This is a genomic window from Gemmobacter sp., assembly GCF_016792925.1.
Taxonomy (GTDB): Bacteria; Pseudomonadota; Alphaproteobacteria; order Rhodobacterales; family Rhodobacteraceae; genus Gemmobacter.
Genome location: NZ_JAEULU010000348.1, coordinates 1 through 4,500 on the forward strand (window position 1 = coordinate 1; position 4,500 = coordinate 4,500).

At 69.0% G+C, this 4,500-nt stretch carries 3 protein-coding genes; 2 read left to right on the forward strand and 1 reads right to left on the reverse strand.

The genetic code is table 11. The annotated features are described in order from the left end of the window. The coding region (locus JNN06_RS17225; protein ID WP_291240823.1) for a hypothetical protein at nucleotides 1-821 on the forward strand (821 nt) is incomplete at its 5' end. A gap of 41 nt (nucleotides 822-862) precedes the next feature. Then, nucleotides 863-1,711: a tRNA (guanosine(37)-N1)-methyltransferase TrmD gene (gene trmD, locus JNN06_RS17230; protein WP_291240824.1), complete on the forward strand. Its 849-nt coding sequence runs from the start codon at nucleotides 863-865 to the stop codon at nucleotides 1,709-1,711. A gap of 511 nt (nucleotides 1,712-2,222) precedes the next feature. Here the strand turns inward: trmD and JNN06_RS17235 are convergent. After that, nucleotides 2,223-4,500, reverse strand: a 2,278-nt coding sequence (locus tag JNN06_RS17235) for a DNA translocase FtsK (RefSeq protein ID WP_291240825.1), incomplete at its 5' end; no start/stop codon positions are given.

Below are 4,500 nucleotides of genomic sequence, written 5' to 3' on the forward strand. Positions count from 1 at the left end.
GCTGTCGGCCTGAGCCTGCCATGGCGCCGCGCATCCTGATCCATGCGGGGTTTCACAAGACCGGCAGCAGTTCGGTTCAGGCCGCCTTGCGCGCCCACGCCGCCGCCCTCGCGCCGCATTGCGCCGTGCTGTTGGCCGATACGCCCGAAGGCCACCGCATGCAGGAGGCCGCGCGCCTGCTGTCGCGCGCGCCGGGGGTGGTGAACCGCCGCCTGTTCCGCCGCGCCTTTGATGCGTGGCTGGGCTTGATTCCGCTGGGGCAGGATCAGCGCCTGATCCTGTCATGCGAGGATCTTTCGGGCCATATGCCCGGCCATCCCGGCATCGACGCTTATGCCATGGCGGGGCGTCTCGCCTCGGTCGCCGCCCGCGCCGCGCGCGAGATGTGGCCGGGCGCCGAGGTCTGGCTGGCCTATGGCACCCGCGCCCCCGAAAGCTGGCTGGCCTCGGTCTATTGGCAGCAGGCGCAGCACCCGCATCTGACCGAGGATTTCGCGCCCTTCGCCGCGCGCCTGCGCCCCGCCTGCGATTTCACCGCCTTGGTGGCGCAGATCGGGCTGGAGGCCGACACCCCCGCCATCGCCATGGCGCTGGAGCGGCACGGCCCGCGCCGCCTTGGCCCGGTCGAGGCGCTTTATGACCTCATCGCCCTGCCCGACTCGCTGCGCGCCACGCTGGCCCCCGTGCCGCCGGTCAATGCCAGCGGCAAGGCCCGTATCGCGCGCAAGCTGGTGGCACTGAACCGCCGCGGCCTCGACCCCGAGGCGTTGACCGCCGCCAAACGCGCCCTGCTGGCGCGCGGCACCCCGCCGGGCCGCTGATCCCTTTGCAAGCAGGCCCGCTTTGCCCTAAACCACCGGGCATGAACAGCGATGATCCCGTGCCGCCCGCCGAACCCAAGACGCCGCCGATGAAAAGCCATGGTCGCCTGACCATTTCGGCCAGCCTGCAACCGCGCGACCTGATGGCGCGGCAGCGGGTCAAGGGCGCCTGGGCGGCCAGGATCATCACCCTCTTCCCCGAGGCCTTTCCCGGCACGCTGGGCCTGTCGCTCACCGGCAAGGCGCTGGATATGGGGCTTTGGGCGCTGGAGACCATCGACCTGCGGCCCTTCGGTCTGGGCAAGCACCGCAATGTCGATGACACGCCCGCAGGCGGCGGCGCGGGCATGGTCTTGCGCGCCGATGTGGTGGCGGCGGCGCTGGATCAGGCGCAGCGCGGCGCGCCCCCGGATCGCGCGCGCTGGCCCATCGTGTTCCTCACCCCGCGCGGCGCGCCCTTCACCCAGGCCCGCGCGCAGGCCTGGGCCGAGGCCGATGGCCTCACCCTGCTCTGTGGCCGCTTCGAGGGCGTGGACCAGCGCGTGATCGACGCCTATGGCATCGAGGAGGTGAGCCTTGGCGATTTCGTCATGACCGGCGGCGAGATTGCCGCGCAGGCCATGATCGACGCCACCGTGCGCCTGATCCCCGGTGTGCTGGGCAATCACGACTCCACCGTGGAGGAAAGTTTTTCGGATGGCTTGCTGGAGCATCCGCAATTCACCAAGCCCCCGGTCTGGGAGGGGCGCGAGGTGCCGCCGGTGCTGCTGTCGGGCAACCATGCCGAGATCGCCAAATGGCGCCGCGCGCAATCGCACGCCCTCACCGCCACCCGCCGCCCCGACCTCTGGGCCGCCTGGCAAGCCCGCCAGCCGGTGAAAAAGCGCTAGGTCCAAAGGGCCGGAACAGGAAACGCACCGCGTTTCCCCGCCCGATTGAAACCGCCCCGCAAGACCCTCTCGGCTCATGACCCACCGGCCCGAACTCACAACCGCGACCATCTGACCTCGGCAATGCCCTCGGCCAACTGGGGCCGGAACAGGAAACGCACCGCGTTTCCCCGGCCCTGTAGAACCGCCGCCGCAAAACCGCCTCAGCCCATGACCGAGAGGCCGGAGCCCGCCCGGCGGGTGCGAAGCGCCCGCCGCCCGAAGGGCGGGCGCTGGCCGGTGGCTTCGGGCCACCGGCCCGATGTGGAGACGGGGCCGCGTGACCTCGGCAATGGCCTCGGCCATCGTCAAACCAACCCCGAGACGCCAGTTCAGACCATGGCCCCTGGCTTTGGGTCACCGGCCCGAACTCGCGCACGCTCCCACATGGCCTCGGCCATTGTCAAACCACCCCCAAACGCAAAACGCGGCGGCCCTTCGACCACCGCGTTTCACAACCCTTGCGAAAAGCTCACGCCTCCGGGATCAGAATTTCCCGCTTGCCCACATGGTTCGCCGTCGTCACCACGCCCTCCTGCTCCATCTGCTCCACCAGACGTGCGGCCTTGTTATAGCCGATGCCCAGCTTGCGCTGAATGTAGCTGGTCGAGCATTTCCGGTCCTTGGCCACGATCGCCACCGCCTGATCGTAAAGCGCATCCTCGCCCTCGGTATTGCCGCCGGTATTCAGCCCCAACACCGCGTCAATATCGCCCGCCACATCGTCTTCCGGCCCCTCAACCACGCCCGACATATATTGCGGCGGACCGAAGGATTTCAGGTGGTTCACGATCTCCTCCACCTCCTCATCCGAGACGAAAGGCCCGTGAATCCGGGTGATCCGCGCGCCATTGCCCATATAGAGCATGTCGCCCTGCCCCAGCAGCTGCTCTGCCCCCTGCTCGCCCAAGATCGTCCGGCTGTCGATCTTCGAGGTCACCTGGAAGGAAATCCGCGTCGGGAAGTTCGCCTTGATCGTGCCGGTGATCACATCGACCGAAGGCCGCTGCGTCGCCATGATCAGGTGAATGCCGCTCGCCCGCGCCATCTGCGCCAGACGCTGAATGCAGGCCTCGATCTCTTTGCCCGCCACCATCATCAGATCGGCCATCTCGTCCACGATGACCACGATATAGGGCAAGGCCACCGGCGCGAATTCTTCCGTCTCGAACACCGGCTCGCCGGTATCCTCATCAAACCCGGTCTGGATCGTGCGCTTGAACAACTCGCCCGCCGCCAGGGCCTCGCGCACCCGGCCATTATAGCCGTCAATATTGCGCACGCCCATCTTGGACATCTTGCGATAGCGCTCCTCCATCTCGCCCACCACCCATTTCAGGGCGACAACCGCCTTCTTGGGGTCGGTGACCACAGGCGAGAGCAGATGCGGAATGCCATCGTAAACCGAAAGCTCCAGCATCTTGGGGTCGATCATGATCAACCGGCATTCCTCGGGCGTCAGCTTGTACAGCAGGCTCAGGATCATCGTGTTGATCGCCACCGATTTGCCCGAGCCGGTCGTCCCGGCAATCAGCAGATGCGGCATCTTGGCCAGGTTCGCCACCACGGCATCGCCGCCAATATCCTTGCCCAGCGCCAGCGGCAGCCGCATGTTGCTGTCGCCGAAATCGCGCGCGGCGAGGATCTCGCGCAGCACCACCTTCTCGCGGGTGGCATTGGGCAATTCGATCCCGATCACGCTGCGCCCCGGCACCGTCGAGACCCGCGCCGACAGCGCCGACATGCTGCGCGCAATGTCATCCGCCAGCCCGATCACCCGGCTGGCCTTCAGGCCCGGCGCCGGTTCCAGCTCATACATCGTCACCACCGGGCCAGGGCGCACGCTGACAATCTCGCCCTTCACGCCGTAATCATCCAGAACCGATTCCAGCATGCGGGCGTTTTCTTCCAGCGCCTCATCCGACAGCGTATGGCGCTGCACCGTGCTGGCCGAGGCCAGCAGCGACAAGGGCGGCAGCTCATAGGCCTGCGCCATCTGCTCCTCGAAGCGCAGGCGCGGCTGTGCCTCTGCCGCTGCCCGGGCCGAGGGCTGCACCGGCTTTTTCAGCGGATGCTGCACCACGCCGCGCTTCACCTCGGGCGCGATCAAGGGTGCCGAAACCCGCGCAGCCGCCATCTCGCGCGAGGCGCTCAGCCGGGGCGCCGCGATCAGGTCATCCTCCTCTGCGGCGTCATCCTCGGGCTGCCAATCCTCATTGTACACCTCGGCGGCAGGCACTGCCCCGCGCCGCAGGAACGCCGGGGCCGGAGAGGCCGGGCGATAGGCCGCCAGATCGGCCTCCTCCTGCCAATCCGCCTCGGTCTCGGGCAGCATCCAATCCTCATCCTGCGGCACCGCCACCGGCGCGGACGCCGCAACCGGAGCCGACACCGGAGCCGGAACAATGGCGGCGGGCGCCTTCACCGGCGCTGCCAGCCGGGGCTCGGCCCGCAGCACGGGTTTCACCGGCTGCGCCGCCGCCGGGGCGCGGGCCAGAACCGGCTGCACCACCGTTTCGGGCCCGGCGGGGATCTCTGCCGCCTGCGGGTCCGGCATCGGGCGCCCCAGCGGGGCCGGGCGTTCCATCGCCGGGGCGGGTGCCTGCGCCCCGGCTGCCGCCTGCGCTTTCGCCGCGCCGGCGCGGATCGCCGCCGCCACTGCCTCGGCTGCCGCTGCCGCAGCCGGGCTGCGCGCCAGCGCCATGCCCGCCCGAAGCGGCGCCGCCTGCGCCTCTGCCGCCGCCTTGGCG